Genomic DNA, 17032 nt, shown 5'->3' with positions numbered 1-17032 from the left:
AATATTGCAATAAATTTGCCTTAAAGTATGCATATCTTTACATAATTATACATTAAAACTGACTATGATTTGCTAGACTCAATAGGTTGTCTGAAATTCATTGAATATTTATTTAAATTATTAGAGTCTGAGCTATCACCTATGGATATTATTGATCAAACCCGCAGAAAATGGCTGGGAATTGGCGCTGCAACAATGGGCCTCAGTTTGTTACCAAGTCATGTCTTTGCCGCCATGACGACACCACGTCCTCGCATTTTACGTTTTCAAAATATTAATACTGGCGAGTTTTTAAAAACAGAATTTTTTGACGGTCGCCGTTACAATAAATCTGAACTTGCCCGTTTAAATCATCTTTTTCGTGACTACCGTTGTGATAAAGTCAAAACGATTGATCCAAAACTGTTCGATCAAATCTATTTACTGCAAATGATGATGGGGACGAATAAACCTGTTCAATTAATCTCAGGTTACCGTTCTTTAGAAACCAATAATAAATTGCGCAGTAAAAGTTCAGGTGTGGCGAAAAAAAGCTATCACACGCGTGGACAAGCGATGGATTTTCATATCGAAGGGGTGCAATTAAGCAATATCCGCAAAGCTGCACTAAAAATGGGTGCGGGTGGCGTTGGTTATTACCCAAGAAGCAATTTCATTCATATTGATACAGGACCGACAAGAACGTGGTAATCTGTGCATAGGTGACACAGATTACGGAGTAATTGTTCGATGAAATATACTATTATCCCAGTAACGCCGTTTATGCAAAACTGTCAGGTTATTTGGGATGAAAATACGTTAGACGCAGTTGTGGTTGACCCCGGTGGTGAAGCGGAAAAATTGATTTCTGCTATCGAAAGCCGTGGATTAACACTCACAAAAATTCTGCTTACCCACGGTCATTCTGACCATATTGGCGCATCAGCCATACTTTCCAAACATTTTTCAGTGCCTATTTATGGCCCTCAGAAAGAAGATGCTTTCTGGATTGAAAATCTTGCAGAACAAAATGCCATGTTCTACATCGGAGAATGTCCTGATTTCACGCCGGATTACTGGCTAGAAGAAGGGAATAAAGTGACTTGCGGTGGCATTACTTTTGATGTGTTGCATTGCCCTGGGCACACGCCTGGTCATATTATTTTCGTTAATCATGATGATAAATTGATTTCAATGGGTGATGTGCTGTTTAAAGGTGGTGTAGGGCGTAGTGATTTCCCTCGTGGCAACCATCAAGATTTAATTGCTTCGATTAAAAACAAAGTCCTACCACTTGGTGATGATTACCAATTCATTCCTGGTCATGGCCCGATGTCAAACTTAGGTTTTGAGCGTAAAACTAATCCTTTCTTACAGAATGAATAGTTTACTGAACTTAATTATTCATAGTATCAAAAAACAACCCCTTTTTAGGGGTTGTTTTACATCTGGAGGGTATAATTTAAAGTGATTTAAAACTATGTCCTAATTATATTTTTTGAATCTAGCTATATTTTTAATATTTGATATTTTAAATTGATTTTATTTCGATTTTAATATTAATTTTTTATTTATATAGGGATATATATGGGTAAGGTAAATGTCAATTCTACATTATCGTTGCAAGAAAACACCTCTGAGGGGAATAGCAAAGACTATGAAAGTATTAACTTACATCTCAAACCTTTAAAAAAAGATAATGATACGCCTGTTTCTGGTATTCCAGAAATACATCAAATTTTAATTAGCCAAGTTGCCAATGAGGAAAACATTGTTATTGGCATTCGCCCTATTGACCCTAAATCAACAAGTATTATAGAAACTGGAGAATACAGCAGCAAAGGGTTAGCGATAAAAGCAAAAAGTTCGGATTGGGGACCACATACTGGATTTATTCCTGTACAACAGCAGTTTGCGAAAAAATCTGGGAGAGAGAATAGCAAAAAATATAATAGCTACTCTCAAGAGTCTATTAATGAAGGTAAAGCTATTGCTGTTATATTAGAAATTTCTCCAGAAAGAATTGAGGAACTTATACGATATAATACGATCTATTTTTCAGATACAAAAAAACAAGATGGATATAAAGAAATAACAGCATCTTTTGATAGGACTGAAAAAGTGTTTTTTCTAAAAAAAAGCATGAAAGATGGAGTGGACGTATGGAATGTATATCATCAAGAGAATAACAAAATAGAACCATTTTATGTTATTGGCGACCCTAAAACAGGAAAGGCAATGACCGCCGATTATGATGTTTTCAGTATTATTTTTCCGATGTCAGATTTAGAGCATTATGTAAAAGTAACACCAATGCTAACATGGGAAGAGTGGAAGGCTAACGTAAATTATGATGAACTAAATTCAGAACAAAAAAAATTATATAATAATGAAATGGAATATAATAGGAAAGAAGGAAGGGATAATGGAATTACAAATAAAAAAAATAAAGAAATAAAAAATAAGTTAAATAAAAAGCTTGGTCTAGCTGAGGGGATGGAGCTGATCCACCATGGTGCCGATGATGCTAACCCTGCGAGTATAATGAATGAAAATTTTCCCATTACCTTTTTATTACCGGAACGATTAAAAGGAAAAAGAGCCCTCACAGGCACGACGGAATCTATTGATACCTATTTTCATATGAACCCCCAAGGTGCAATCATTGTTAATAACGTTGAAGATCTTTCTAACTTTCAACAGTTATTAATAAATCAAGGCTATAGGGCTCCATTAAATAAAAAATGGAGTGAAGGGGATAATGGTCAATATTTCGATCCTAAACGTAAATTATCAGTCAGCTTTATTGAAGGGAGAGATGAAATAATACGAAAGAAAAGTATCAGTAATAATGATTCAAACACGGAAAAACAAGCTGTCCAGTTAGATACAGACTTTGATGATATTTATTTAAACATGCAGGAAGAGCATGAAAATAGCCGATTACCAGAAAGCCATTCTCCAAAGATGGACAATCTAGATACTTGGTTAGACCCGATGTTAATATACCGCCAAAATAAAGCTAATGATGCGGAAACGAATAGACCGGCAAAACAGACTGAATATACCTATAATATTATTATTCAAAATGGAGGTGATACAGAGTCAGCTAAAGCAACCGCTTATGCATTTTCTAAACACCCGGAAGACTCGATGGTTATTCAGTATGATATGGGCTCGAAGCAATATAAAATCTTACATGGAGATCTAAATAGAATTAATGTAGAAAAAGTACGTTGGATAACAATTGGCCATGGAGAATATTATGGCAATCATCAGCCAACTCTTTATATGGGAAAAAGTGCACAGCAATATGTAGAAGCATTAATGTACTTACGCAGGAAAGTTTTAAAAAATACAAAACCAGATAAACTTGTCATGCTTGGGTGTAATTTAGGTCGAGGGGGTGTTAATGAAAATTTTGCACTAAAAGCGACTAGCTTACTTGCTGAGAATAATATACGCGCTCCTGTCGTCTCTTATAATCGGCAAGTCGGGAATATGTATTTAGGGTCTAAGGTTATTTATCCGATTGATTTTGTAAGAGATACGGTAAATACTCAAGGTTACAAATTTGTCTATCAATACCACTCAGGCAGTGAGCAAGTCAGGATCAATAATAACTCGAGTACATTATATTTTATTAATGAGCTTCGCCGTGGTGAGCTGTCGCTCGCTCAGTTAAATGATTATATTGAGCCCGACCCTATGTATATGTTTAGGGATCCTGATACGCGCATTCTTGATAATAATTTACTTAAAAAAGTAGCTTATAATAATGATATTTATAAATTATTTGTTCAGGAACTTAAAAATAATAGCAGTATTTTGCCCAATGATTTTTATACTACTTTCTCTGCGCGATTAAATGAACTCGGCATTACAGATATTCCCATTTGGAAGATGGTTAACAGACAAAATATTCAAAAAAAAACATTAGAAAATACAATTAAGCATTCAGAAGAATTAATCGTTATTATTAGGCTAACGGGAGATAAAAAAGGTTTATTACAAGCAGAGAGTTTAGCCGCTAGGAATCCTCAAAATACGCTAATTTTTCAAATGGATGTGGAAAGTAAAAAATATATTTTGGAATATGGTAAAGAACATTTAATATCTTTAGTGGAAAAACAAAAAATAACGAATTGGGTGATGATTGGTGATGCCGAAACAGTACGAAAGCCCACAAATGTATTATCTATTGAGTTATCGACACTCAAAAAACAATATCCGCTGATAGGTCCTGAAAATATTCTGTTTCATTCCGTTGGACCGGCAATGGGAACAGAAGCAGATGAGCATAAAATATTTCTTAGCCGTTTATCTGACGAGCTTAAAGTACAAGGTATTAACTGTGAAGTTAAATCTAAATTTACCTACGAAGCTCCAACTAACCCCGGCGTGGTGAATAGTGACATTCCTACAACAACACTTACAGGCCGCTCCAATCAGCAACTCATTTCACTACTGGAAAAAATAGCGTTAAAAGATATTGACATTAAAGATATCAATTTAGAAAATCATCCATATCTTAAAGGCTATTTTACCGATGAAAATGAGGTATTAAATTATCATAAACTAGCTATTGCAGCGAATGACCCGATTATTTCGCCAAAGGTTAATCAATACTTTAATAGTGATAATGCAACGAGCCGCCAAGAATGGGATGACATATTTAATTATAACTTACCCACTAAAATACAAATTCAAGCACATGATACCTGTACTATATTACAAGCATTAAATGATGGAAAAACCACATTAAAAGATTTAAGTCTAAAATCGCGAAATCAACTTGAGTCTTTATTTCCATCCATAAGTGGTTTAGACAGTGGAAAAGTTTTATCGGCAATTAATAATGAAAATGAATTTTTATTATTAAAAAATCATTTAACAGAAATTAGTCAATTAAATGATAGTAATTTTATAGGTGAAAATGCCCCACTAAAAGATATGAAGCTGCAGCATATTATAGAACAATATGCCGATTCATTAATGCTAAAAAATCAGCAGTTTAATAACATAGTTAATAAAAAAAATAGCGAATACTCGGATATCAAATTAAATAAAGTTAATCATAATTCAATACGAGGATTGAACCATGTAAATGATTATGACGTGAATATGGGATTGTTATATGGTGTGGAGTTTCAATTAGCTGGAGAGGATTCGGCTTGTTTGTTTTTTGAACGTAAAACAGAATTAGAACAGAAACAACAACGGGGTATGCTTTCTGATGGGGAAGCAGAATTACTACAAAAAATACAAATTTATAATGAAGATATTATACAAAATATCACTAAAAGTGGCATAGAAGCCGCTGACCAATCGATACTTTCAGTTATTGATGCAAATAATAGACATTATCACACCATAGATAATTCTATCTTAATAATAAAAGGAAAATCAGTAAGCTATACCGTTAATCATTCTATTCGAGATGGAAATCATATTTACAGTTTATATGACCCTAATGGTTTTCAGCTTAGCATTAAAAATGCAGATGCTAATTTAGCAAAAAAACAGTTTCACCAGGTTATGATTAATTATTTTAAGGATGAGATCATTTTACCGGATGGAAAAAAAATAACGCGTAGTGAATATGCAGGATTTAGTTCAGATTCAAATGGCAGAATCAGAGCTGATCTCCAGCTTATTGATATTGACGTACCTGCGTTGCAACAAAATATTGGTCAGTATAAAACTCAGAAAGAACAAATTCAAAAAAACAAACACTTTTCAGACCCGGTTAACTGTTGGGTTTATATTGATGGTGAAAAAATATCTTTATCAAAGCTACAAGGATTGGGGGTAACAATTGACGGAAGACCATTAACTTTGCTTGACACAATATCGGAAGGGTGGAGCCACAAAATTCGTTTTAACGCTGAGAATCTAGCCGCCGAGTTAACAATGTTACAAGCGCAAAACGATGATGGCATGAGCTTATTAAAAATACTGCATAAAAAATCTAATGATGTTGATTCAATCATTAATTATGAGACGGATTTTAAGAATACACACATATTAAAAAAACAGCTTAAGATTATCTCCAAAGATATTGATATTAAAAATGACAAACAGTCTACGGAGCTAATAACAAACCTTCATAAAGTAGGTACTAAATTATCGCGCTTTCAACGGATAGGTAATCGTGCAGGCCAAGTTATGGGGGGGATTGGTGCTGTACAGACTTTAATTAGTTTACATTCATTGATTAATCAGTTGGATAATCCTGATTTAACGGATGAAGAACGGTTAGAGGTTGAAAAGCAGCTCTATATTACCTGTGGCAGTGCTTTTGCAAATTACGGCGATATGATGTTACAGCCAGTTTTGCTTAAAATTGCCAATAGTGCAAGGGCATCTTCATTAGTGTGTTCCCGCTTAGCGGCAGGTGTTGTTATCGTATTTAATTTAGTTGGTATGGGGTTTGATGCTTATCAGGCGTATGACAATTTATCAAAATTAGATAGCGTGACAGACCCTAAACAACGGCAAGACTTAATGGTGAATGCCGCTTTATCTATCGCCAGCTTTGTGGTGAATGGTGTCACTGTTGTCGGGGTACTGATAGCTTCTTCAACCATACCCGTTATGGGGCTTGTCATTGGTGGAATTCTATTAGTTGGCGGTTGGGTTTATAACGGCGTAAGGGCTGTAGAAAATATCAAACAGCAAATTGACATTAGTTGGAGCCGGGAATTAGAGGAAGGGATACGAGGGGCCCTTGGGTTAGAACCGACGTTGCGTACAAAAAATGAATTAGCAATAGTTCAATATATAGAATTATTTAAACAAGAAGAATGGTTAAAATCCAAAGGTATATTTAAGCAAATTATGGGCCCTGAGGGCTTTCAACATCATTTAAAAATCATAGAAAAACCGATAACAGGACCTGAAGAACGTTTTTACCTAGTGTGTGATGGTGAAAGGATGATAGCAGGGTATAAAACAGATTATTTTGGAGGTACAAAAGAAACAAGTGGTTATAATGACCAATTTGTTGAGTATACGAAACAAGGTGCACCAAGTTTTACTCAAGAAGAGATTGATATTTTACAAACAGAATATGTACTCAATGTTAATGGTGAAGTAAGAAAACGTACAAGTGATGATTTACCCAGTAATTTTAAAGCTGAGTGTAAACCTGTATTGGACAGAAAATTAGTTGCTACTGAATCATCATCTGAATATTTTAATTTGAACAGGTCATATAATTCGTTATTACTCTCAGAATTTAGACAGCGCCATAAAATTAAAGGTGGTCGCCGTGTATCAACATTAAAAAAACAACTTGAAGCACCAGGGGTTGGAGAGCTGAAACTGTATGCGGTCATTAAAAAATTTAAAAATAGCGGTGAGTTCGGCGATAATAGTGATCCATACCACTATGTTGGAATGGAACTAACCGATATAGACTTGATTAGAAAAACTATTATAGATTGCCAGAATGGTGGTAGTAGTTTTGATACTGGAGGTGGTGTTGATATTATTATTGGTAAAAAAAATCAGACTAATGCATTTCAAATATCATCTGGAGGTAAATATTTAGCAGGTGGTGATAAAAATGATATTTTTTATTTAAATGATAAAAGTATACTAACGGCTAAGCCCTCTGATTTATTAGTTAAAATAACGAGTGAAAATTTTAAATGTCTAGATGGACAAGATGGGAATGATACGCTAATTATCAAGGATAAATCTAATTTAGTTAAACATATTACTGTTAATTTAGCATCTGAATATATTTCCTATTCATCAGGTCGAAATTTAAACGACTTACATGAGAGTGTTGCAAATATTAAAAGTATAGAGAATATTATTATTTGGGGACATAAAACGGATGATGAAATTGATGGGAACGAGAGTGATAATATTCTCGATGGTGGTTATGGTAACGATAATATCAAGGGTTATGAAGGAAATGACAAACTGCTATTGAGCTATGGTAATGCTTATGGTGGTGATGGGGACGATATATATTTTATACGTCGCTATGACTGGGAAATAGAAGCTGAAAATCATTTTTTATATAAAAAAGAGTACAATACAGAAAAAAAATATTTAGAACAGAAAAAGGTTTTCAATGATAAGAGCCATGAATTCCATAATAGGGTTGTCAATATTTATGAAGATACCGTGTCTAGCAGTGTTGTGAATTTGGATTATGAACTGAGTGAAATAAATAGTGTTTATGTGGATGGAAATAATCTGGTATTAGAGATAGCTATGCCAGTAATGAACTTTAATGGAAAAGAACTAGCTAATTTTGATGGATACATAACAATAAATTTAAATAATGTGTATGTTGATTCAAATGAAGGTAAAAAACTTAATCATAATTATCAAATTAGAACTAGAGATGGTTTTTTACTTAATAGTAGACTTAAAGAGATAGATGGAAAATCAAAAAAAACAATAGAAGAAAAGATATTTGACATTACCTATTTACAATCATTTGATCAGAAGGCAATGGGTAATGAAAAATCGGTATATATATCGGCTTCAGATTCTGCAATGATTTTAAATCAAAATAGAATATACGCTAAACCAAGTTGGGGCGATTTTAAATGGTTAGGTCTTGTTGAGGGTTTAACATATGAGGGAAGCTCAAGTAATGATGTGCTCAATTATGTTTCGGGGGGAAATAATATTAAGGTCAGCTTAGGCCAAGATATTTATCGGTTGGATAATATTGAACTTTATCAGCAGGACATTGTTTTTGATTTTTCTACGGTAAGAGGTTTGTATGGTGAAAATGATAAAGTGGTTTTATTGCTCCCAACAATTAATGCCTTTGAACTGCAAATGGATGGATCTAAAATTGTTTCAAAAGACAGGTTTAATATCACAAAATTCTCTATTGGCTTAGAAAACTTTGATGAAAGTATGCAACATGCGGTTGTTATCCAAGATAAACATAGCAATTTGTTTAAGGTTAATTTACGAAAAGGTCAATGTGCCATTACGCCGATAGTACCGATAAACAAAGAAACTGATGGCTCAGATACAATTGTTTTACCGAAAGGCTATATAGCAAAAAATGGGTTAATTAATGGCCTAGACGGGGATGATGCTATTATAAATTATAGCTCTCATGTGAGCTTTATATCGGGTGGCTTAGGCGATGATATAATCACCAGCGCTGGAGAATTTAATGTTTTATATGGCGGCGCTGGGGAAAATGAACTCACAGGAGGAGGCGGGGATGATTTACTGCTTTCCAGTACTGGTTTTGATACCTTGCAAGGCGGAAAAGGGGATGACCACTATTTAATCGATGGTAGCCAAGCTGGTCTTGTGTATATTGATGACCTAGAGGGAAATAACCATATTCACTTAATTAATTTTAATAGTGAAGACACTATTCTAGAAACAGATGGTGTGACGCCGCTTGGGGATTTATCATCGTTGGATGGGCCAGGTAAGACTGTTATCATAAGAAGAGCTACAACTAACAAAAACCAAGTTCATTTATATTCTGCACCCTCGGATCATCTAGGATCGTTAATGCAAGGTGGGATGGATAAGCTCTTTAATGACCTTCGTTCTCGTTTTTTAGAAGAAAAAAGAATGGGAAATAATGACTGGAAACCTATTTTTGCCCTTGAGGGGGAATTAAACGAAATTGCACCGCAAAGCCGTGTTGCCATTAATACAGAAAATATCCAATTAACGCTCTCAAACCGAAATGACGTACAAATATTTAAAGAAATAGAGATAAATGCCCCTTGGCTTGTCGACTCACTAGAGGGAGAAGATGTGATCCTTGATAAGAGTAAACAAGGCCGATTTATTAAGGGTGGAAAAGGCAACGATAAGTTAATTACTTTAGGTGGCGGGAATGTCCTTTATGGTGGCGAAGGAAACGACGAAATAGTGGGTGGAGAAAATGGTGATTTATTAATTTCTGCACAAGGTGAAGATAGACTTTCGGGCGGTAAAGGCAATGATGTATACCTTGTATATGGTGATGGCGAGGGAGACGTGAATATTCATGATATTGAAGGTAATAACCATGTTTATCTGATTAACTTTAAACCAGATAGCATGAACGACGTGCTTATCTCACAAGGTATTACCAAAACATCGATTCAATCGACTACAGGAAAGTGGGTGCATATTCATCATCAAAACCATTTAATGTCGACGGTTAACCAGACGAACATTCAGTTTCATCATAAAGCCCATGAAAGTTGGCGAGACAAGTCTGAGCAAACCGTTGATAAACTGACCCAATTAATGGTTGAGCAACGTTATGAGTATGAAAGCACATCAGATAATGCATTAAAAACAGCGTTAGCAGAAAAACGTCTGACACATTTTGAATGGGTAGATCAGCTAGTTAACGGTAAAATTTAGCGTTATTGAAAAAGGCACTTAATGAGTGCCTTTTTGTCTTTACTATCGTGTTTCGAAAACTTATAACACTTTCACGATGGCATCACACAGTGGAACCATGTTTTCTAAAGTCAGACCTGCCACGTTAATACGCCCAGAGCTCACTGCATAGATACCAAATTCGCTACGTAAGCGCTCTACCTGCTCTTTTGTCAGCCCACTAAAGGAGAACATACCATTTTGGTTGATAATGAAGCTAAAGTCTTGTTTAGCGCCTTTCTCTTCCAATGTTTTCACTAATAGCTGACGCATGCGTTTAATACGCTCACGCATTGCTGTTAATTCTTGGATCCATTCTGCTTTTAACGCGTCATCAGCAAGGATGGTGGTGACTACTGCTGCACCGTGTGCTGGTGGGTTAGAGTAGTTTGCACGGATAACCGCTTTTGCTTGGCTAAATGCGCGCTCTGCGTTATCACTGTCTTTTGCGATAATTGTGCAAGCACCAACACGCTCGTTATACAAACCGAAGTTTTTCGAGAATGAGCTAGCAACAATCATTTCAGGGTTATTTTTGGTGAAGATACGTAGGCCTTCAGCGTCTTCGTCTAAGCCTTTTGCGAAGCCTTGGTAAGCAAAGTCAAAAACAGGTAATAAGCCTTTGTCTGCACACAGTGTAGCCAGTTTTGCCCATTGTTCGGCTGTTGGGTCAATCCCTGTTGGGTTATGGCAGCAGCCATGCAGAACAATCACATCACCTGCGATTGCAGAAGATAAGCTGTTTAACATGCCATCGAAATCCATGCCATGTTTTGCTGCATCGTAGTAGTTATAGGTTAAAACTTCTAAGCCAGCCGCTTCAAAAATATTTTTGTGGTTAGGCCACGTTGGGTTGCTTATCCAAACGCGTTTTGCATTGGTTTGTTTCGCAATAAAATCAGCCGCGATACGTAAGGCACCTGTACCGCCCGGAGCTTGCGCTGTGCGTGCACGTTTTGAGGTGACAATTTCATGTTGTGCACCGAATAACAATTCTTGTGTTACACGGCCAAATTCTGGCATTCCGCTAATCGCAAGATAGTTTTTGGTGTTTTCGTTATCTAGCAGGAATTTTTCTGCTTTTTTGACGGTATCAAGCACAGGGGTTTTCCCTGATTCGTCTTTGTAGACGCCAATACCTAAGTTAATTTTATTATCGCGGGGATCAGCACGGAAACTATCAGCAAGACCTAAAATTGGGTCAGCGGGGGCAGAAGTAATTTTCTCAAACATGTTGTCGATTCCAAAGCTCGGTTGTGGTACCTAACATAAACCTGTGTCGTGAGGCAAAGCAAGGGTGTTTATGGCAACCTTACTTGTCAGATGCCCCATACAGTGTGTTAATGCTGGGTATAGCTGAAAACGGGTTTAGTCGAACGAGTCGAGTAATCAGGTTAACGTGTGAAAGGGGTTTTGCCAACCGTTTTACGAAAAATTGGCGAGATCTTGTGAGCTAGGTAGGAATTGCATGTAATCCAACCAGAAATATCCATAAAGGTGGTGAATTTACCTGTCTTATCGATGATTTGGGTTGATAACTGGGAAGGTGAACAGGTTTTGAGGTTGGTATAACAAGGGGATGTATAACGTAGAAATAAAAAAGCAGCGCCGAAGCGCTGCTTGCAAAAACATGTTACCGTTTTCTCGATTATCAGTTAACTGATAATTAGAATTGGTAGATTAAACCTAAACCAAGTACGTTGTCTGTGTTCAGACCGTTTTCTTTGGTGAAGTCGTTGTCTTTTAACAGGTTGATTTTGTAATCAATAACTGCAGACATGTTTTTGTTGAAGTAGTAGTAAGAACCTACAGAGATATATTTAACTAAATCTTGGTTGTCATATTTGTCACCAGATTTAGAAGTATAACCTAAGTTTTTACCTTTAGATTGGTTATAACCGATAGATGGTTTTAAACCGAAATCAAACAGGTATTGTGCAACTAACTCAACGTTTTGAGTTTTGTTAGCAACACCAGAAGCTAAGTCACCGTAACGAGTCATGTTCAGTGTTTCACCGTACATTGCCGCTAAGTATACGTTGTTAGCGTCGAATTTAGCACCAACATCCCATGCTTGAGCTTTATCGCCACCAGTGCTAGCCATAGCTTTTTGGTTTGGAGTACGGGAAGAGTTAGAGTAACCACCACCCAGAGTCACGCCCCAACCTAAGTCATAAGCGGTAGATAAACCGTAACCGTCACCATTGTCTTTTTTCACGCTACCAGAGCTAGACAAGTTGTCGTCGCCGTTTTTACCTTGATATTGCAGAGCAAAGCTCAGGCCATCAACATAACCGAACGCGTTGTTGTTACGGTAAGTTAACAGGTTGCGGTTACGGCTTGTCATGAAGTTGTCAGACTGAGCCATAGTGTCGCCACCCCATAATGGGAAGACGTCAGTCCATGCGTTCGTGTCATAGATAACACCGTAGTTACGGCCGTAATCGATTGAACCGAAATCAGCAAATTTCAGACCCGCGTAAGCTAAACGGTTTTTGTTATCGTTGTTGTTTTCAGTTTTGTTAGTTTTAGTTTCCCACTCGAAACGACCAAAACCAGTTAACTGATCAGTGATTTGAGTATCACCTTTAACACCTAAACGAACACGTGAGTCATCACCGTCTTGGCTATTTTTTGAGTTAGCGTCTGCAAAGTAGTGACGAACGTCAACTTTACCGTAAACGTCTAATTTGTTACCGTCTTTGTTGTATACTTCAGCTGCGTTTGCTGCACCAGCAGCTAACAGAGCTGGGATAACCATTGCAAGAATATTGCGTTTCATCATTATTATTACCCTCATTGGTGTTATTCGGACACCTGCCACTGCCAAAAATAATTCGCAAAAATAATTGGAACTATTTATGAGAGATTAGTGTCGTCTATGTCGGCGACCAGTGTTCCATTGCTAAATAAATTTATCTACCCTCAAAGTGCTACAAAATCAAAGATTCTGAAACAAATGGTAACTAGATGTTTCTAAATGTAAAAAATAGAGTGAAAAACAACCACTCATCGTACCAGTTTAAAAAATATTACAAAATTTAGGGAACTTTTTTGATAGACAATTTGAGCTTTTTTTGAGCAACTTAGATAAATTTCACTGAAGATTTTTGGTTGGCAAAAAACAAAAATGAAGCAAAAAAGCAGATTATTCTTAGCAATATCAATGTTGGTGCAATATAACGGGAAATTATAAGGCAATAACGTAAAAAATGTGATCTGTTTATCAGATGACTGAAACTGAATGTAACGAGATGAGATAGTTATGAAGTGAAAGTATCTCAGGGATTAATAATCACGAGCCAACGTGTGCTGGCTCGTGATTTTATTGCATTAATACAGAAAACACAGAAAAGCAGAAATTAGAATGCTGCGTTTCTTGGGGTACGTGGGAATGGGATCACTTCACGAACGTTACCGACACCAGTTACATAGGCAACTAAGCGCTCAAAACCAAGGCCGAAACCGGAATGAGGCACAGTGCCGTAACGGCGCAGATCACGGTACCACCAGTAATCTTCTTTATTCATACCCATTTCTGCAAGGCGTGCATCTAACATGTCCAAACGCTCTTCACGTTGTGAACCACCGATGATTTCACCAATACCCGGTGCAAGGACATCCATCGCAGCAACGGTTTTACCGTCTTCATTGAGGCGCATATAGAAAGCTTTGATGTCTTTCGGGTAGTTTTTCACGACGACAGGCGCTTTAAAGTGCTGCTCAGCAAGGTAGCGCTCATGTTCAGAAGACATATCGACACCCCAGTAAACTGGGTTTTCGAATTTCTGACCGCAGGTCTCAAGGATTTTGATCGCATCAGTGTAATCCACTTGCGCGAAATCAGAGTTAACAAAGCTTTCTAAGCGAGTGATAACGTCTTTATCAACGCGTTGTGCAAAGAACTCTAAATCATCACGACGTTCTGTCAGTGCCGCTTTAAATGCAAATTTCAGCATTTTTTCGGCAAGGCCAGCCACATCATCTAAGTTTGCAAACGCAACTTCTGGCTCAACCATCCAGAATTCCGCCAAGTGACGGCTGGTGTTGGAGTTTTCAGCACGGAATGTTGGGCCGAAGGTGTACACTTTGCTCAGTGCAGTTGCGTAGGCTTCACCATTTAGCTGGCCAGAAACCGTTAAGAAGGCTTCGCGACCAAAGAAATCTTCGCTGAAATCCACTTCGCCTTTATCATTACGTGGCAAGTTGTTGTAGTCCAGTGTAGAAACACGGAACATTTCACCTGCACCTTCGGTATCGGAAGCGGTAATGATTGGGGTTGAAACCCAGAAGTAACCTTGTTCATCAAAGAAGCGGTGGATAGCTTGCGCTAAAGTATGACGAACACGTGCAACCGCACCAATTAAGTTAGTGCGTGGGCGCAGGTGTGCTGCGTCACGTAAGAATTCAACGCTATGGCGTTTTGCCGCCATTGGGTAGGTGTCAGGGTCTTCAACCCAACCAACGACTTTAACCGCAGTAGCTTCTAATTCAAATGATTGGCCTTGACCCGGAGACTCTTTTACCGTGCCCGTGACTTCAACTGAACAACCCGTGGTGAGATGCAGGACTTCGTCATTATAATTCGGTAAATTATTATTAATGATAGCCTGTAACGGATTAAAGCATGAGCCGTCATAAACGGCGAGGAAAGAAAAACCAGCATTTGAATCTCTCCTTGTACGTACCCAGCCTTGAACGGTGACTTCAGAGCCTACCGCCACACGGCCTTGCAGTACGTCGACTACAGGCGCTACTATCATATAATTCACTCTCTTCATATTTAATAATATCTACTTTGACTATCTCAATCCGTCATACTTCGAGCCGTAGATGCGTTGGCTTCACAAACCGACCCTAGTCACATACTTGTGTATGCTCCTAGGGCTCATTTTGCTTGCCGCCTTCCTACAACTCGAATTATTTAGGATGCCATTCAAATTGTATTAAAACCACTTCGTTCATTGTATTGCAGCGTTCTTTATTAAGGCGCAAAACAAGGCGTGTATGACGGTTAAAATAGTTAAGTAGGGATATACTTACGAAATCCCATATTTCAGGGGCCAAAGCTCTATGTTACTTGCCATTTGTTAGGAAACAAGTAAAAAATCGCGATAAATAATTTCAGTGGAATCGAACGATTATTTTAGAGCTCAAAAACTATAGTAATAGTAAGTGAATAAAAGAAAAAGCGGGTTTTTTAGCCCAGCACAAGAAAAGTGCAGATTCTTGTGCTGAGTGAAGGAAAATAGGGGATTAACAAGCTTTTTCCATTTTAGGCAGGTCAAAGGCTTTTCTGAGTTGATTAACGAATTCATCATCCTCACAAATTGTTTTACCAGGGCTATCAGATAACTTAGCAACGGGCTTCCCATTACATTCAACTAACTTGATCACAATATTCAACGGCGTGACGTGAGGAATATTGCAGGTTAGCCTTGTCCCAATCCCAAATACGAGATTAATACGCTGATGAAAATAGCGATATAAGTCGAGTGCCTTTTGTAAATCTAAGCTATCAGAGAAAACCAGTGTTTTGCTCATCGGGTCAATGCCCAACTTTTCATAGTGGGCAATGGCTTTCTCACCCCATTCGATAGGGTCACCTGAATCGTGGCGTAATCCTTGGTAGCGCTTCGCAAAATTGACATCAAAGTCGCGCAAGAAAGCATCCATGGTGATACAGTCAGTTAACGCTATTCCAAGGTGGTCAGGGTATTCATCTAACCAGCTTTGCAGGGCTTCACGTTGGCTGTTTGCTAGCTCTGGGCTAATCTGCTGGTGTGCTTGAAACCATTCGTGTGCTTGTGTGCCTACTGGGATTAAATCAAGCACATGGGCCAGTTGGTAGTTACTGATGCCTATAAGGTAAGGAAACTCGTTTTTCAGCATGGAAACAATGGCAGATTGCACCGCGTAAGAAAAACGGCGGCGAGTGCCGAAATCCATTAATTTAAAGCCAGATAAGTCTAGTTTGTCTTCATTGGCTTGCGCATAGAAAACGGTTAACAGTTTTCTCAGCTGATTAACGGCATCATCAGGCGTGATTTCAGGGTGTCTATCTCGCTGCACAATTTCACTAACAAGTGCAAGCAGCGGGACTTCCCACATGATCACTTCACGCCAAGGGCCGCTAATGCGAATGGTAAGTTGCCCATCGTGATTAGATGAAACAGCAACTTGCTCAGGTTTAAAGCGGAACGTTTTTAGCCAAGTGAGGTAATCTTCTTGGAAAAAAGGTAAGCGGCGTAGAAATGTGAACTCATCGTCAGTCAGGGACAAATGTTCCATCAACTGAACTTGTTGCCTGATTTCATCGGCGTAGACGCCTAGGAGTTCACTGCTACGACAGCGGAACTCAGCAACAACCGGTACGTGGTAGTATCGGTGGAAAACAGCCTGCTGCATATGAAGCTTGTAAGCATCGGTATCGAGCAGTGATGTAATAATCGGTGTAGCGTCTAAATTCATGGCGCGCAGACATCCTCGCGGAGCTTATCTACTTATATTTAGCAATTTGCTAAATCGTTAAAGTTGCAAAAGTATACCCACTTTAACAAAAGATAGAAGCGTTATTCTACCTGTCTGTATTGCTGTGGCATATTCAGCTTAATTCGCTCATTTGCTTTCATGTAAAGCCGTTAAATCAGAGAAACCCATTTTGAAGCTA

Annotated in this window: 7 protein-coding genes; 3 read left to right on the top strand and 4 right to left on the bottom strand. The window is 37.8% G+C overall.

Translation table 11 applies throughout. From position 1 onward, the window contains the following. Positions 1–141: 141 nt before the first annotated feature. The 3 genes from mepK to AC4IFO_RS16830 all read left to right on the top strand — a co-directional run bounded on the left by mepK (position 142) and on the right by AC4IFO_RS16830 (position 10344). Complete coding sequence (gene mepK, locus AC4IFO_RS16840) at positions 142–690, top strand: peptidoglycan L,D-endopeptidase MepK (protein WP_490736114.1); 549 nt, start codon at positions 142–144, stop codon at positions 688–690. 39 nt (positions 691–729) lie between these two features. Further along, positions 730–1365: an MBL fold metallo-hydrolase gene (locus AC4IFO_RS16835; RefSeq protein WP_490736112.1), complete on the top strand. Its 636-nt coding sequence runs from the start codon at positions 730–732 to the stop codon at positions 1363–1365. A gap of 201 nt (positions 1366–1566) precedes the next feature. After that, positions 1567–10344 (top strand): anthrax toxin-like adenylyl cyclase domain-containing protein, encoded by an 8778-nt coding sequence (locus tag AC4IFO_RS16830; RefSeq protein ID WP_490736110.1) that lies wholly within the window; start codon positions 1567–1569, stop codon positions 10342–10344. A gap of 60 nt (positions 10345–10404) precedes the next feature. Here AC4IFO_RS16830 and AC4IFO_RS16825 read toward each other — a convergent pair whose 3' ends face one another. The 4 genes from AC4IFO_RS16825 to pncB form a co-directional block, all read right to left on the bottom strand. Continuing rightward, positions 10405–11595, bottom strand: coding sequence for an amino acid aminotransferase (locus AC4IFO_RS16825; protein ID WP_490736108.1), 1191 nt, complete (start codon positions 11593–11595; stop codon positions 10405–10407). A gap of 433 nt (positions 11596–12028) precedes the next feature. Next, a complete protein-coding gene (gene ompC / locus AC4IFO_RS16820) occupies positions 12029–13147 on the bottom strand; it encodes a porin OmpC (RefSeq protein ID WP_490736106.1) in 1119 nt (372 codons plus the stop codon). A gap of 577 nt (positions 13148–13724) precedes the next feature. Then, complete coding sequence (gene asnS / locus AC4IFO_RS16815; protein ID WP_219249237.1) at positions 13725–15125, bottom strand: asparagine--tRNA ligase; 1401 nt, start codon at positions 15123–15125, stop codon at positions 13725–13727. Positions 15126–15618: 493 nt separating this feature from the next. Next, positions 15619–16833, bottom strand: a complete 1215-nt coding sequence (gene pncB, locus AC4IFO_RS16810; RefSeq protein ID WP_490736104.1) for a nicotinate phosphoribosyltransferase — start codon at positions 16831–16833, stop codon at positions 15619–15621. Positions 16834–17032 lie beyond the last annotated feature (199 nt).

Source organism: Providencia sp. UF-224 (assembly GCF_058245955.1).
Note: the sequence above shows the minus strand (reverse complement) of the source record. Positions and strands in the feature narration are given on the sequence as shown.

Bases quoted from the DNA above. Each gene is read 5' to 3' on its own strand.
- AC4IFO_RS16830 (WP_490736110.1), top strand. From the start codon at position 1,567: ATGGGTAAGGTAAATGTCAATTCTACATTATCGTTGCAAGAAAACACC.
- ompC (WP_490736106.1), bottom strand. From the start codon at position 13,147: ATGATGAAACGCAATATTCTTGCAATGGTTATCCCAGCTCTGTTAGCT.
- mepK (WP_490736114.1), top strand. From the start codon at position 142: ATGGATATTATTGATCAAACCCGCAGAAAATGGCTGGGAATTGGCGCT.
- AC4IFO_RS16835 (WP_490736112.1), top strand. From the start codon at position 730: ATGAAATATACTATTATCCCAGTAACGCCGTTTATGCAAAACTGTCAG.
- pncB (WP_490736104.1), bottom strand. From the start codon at position 16,833: ATGAATTTAGACGCTACACCGATTATTACATCACTGCTCGATACCGAT.
- asnS (WP_219249237.1), bottom strand. From the start codon at position 15,125: ATGATAGTAGCGCCTGTAGTCGACGTACTGCAAGGCCGTGTGGCGGTA.
- AC4IFO_RS16825 (WP_490736108.1), bottom strand. From the start codon at position 11,595: ATGTTTGAGAAAATTACTTCTGCCCCCGCTGACCCAATTTTAGGTCTT.